The sequence below is a fragment of the Ferruginibacter profundus genome, from assembly GCF_054783275.1.
Map to the genome: position 1 here is coordinate 1 of NZ_BAAGQW010000031.1, position 504 is coordinate 504.

A 504-nucleotide genomic window follows, 5' to 3' on the forward strand; every position below is an offset into this window, starting at 1 on the left:
CCTGTTGGCGAAGATGCAATCACCAACAAAAAAATTTGGTAAGCACCCTGAACCGACTTGAGGGAGTGTCAGGATGCATGAGCAGACTCAGCCTTTTATCTTCGGCCTCACTGGCACACGCTTGAAGATCAGAGGCAGTCATATAACCCTGTCCCCATTATCAGCTTGAGAACACGGGCACTCTTGCACGTCAAAAAAATGTACCCATTGGAAGCGGCGCTAGGGCCAAGCGGCTTGTCGCTGTCAATCTTATCGACAGGCTGGTGTTTCCTTCGTTCCCTTTCGTCTTTCAACTCGTCTTAGAAAGGAAACAAGATAAAGTAGGACAAGACAAGTAGGGAGGTTAGTGTTATAATCTTATCCACGGCCATAGCCTTCATACAGCACCCTGCCCCGTCCGATCCAGGAAGTTAAGCTGAAGAGCGCTCGGTTAGTACCACGGTGGGGGACCACGTGGGAATCCCGGGTGCCGTGGTTCTTCTCTTTTTGCTTTTTGCCTGTTAC

Annotated in this window: 1 rRNA gene; it reads left to right on the top strand. The window is 50.0% G+C overall.

Annotated elements, in window-relative coordinates:
* Window positions 1-359 precede the first annotated feature (359 nt).
* Window positions 360-478: ribosomal RNA gene (rrf, locus tag ACYVM0_RS27030) — 5S ribosomal RNA — on the top strand.
* The last annotated feature ends 26 nt before the right edge of the window (window positions 479-504 follow it).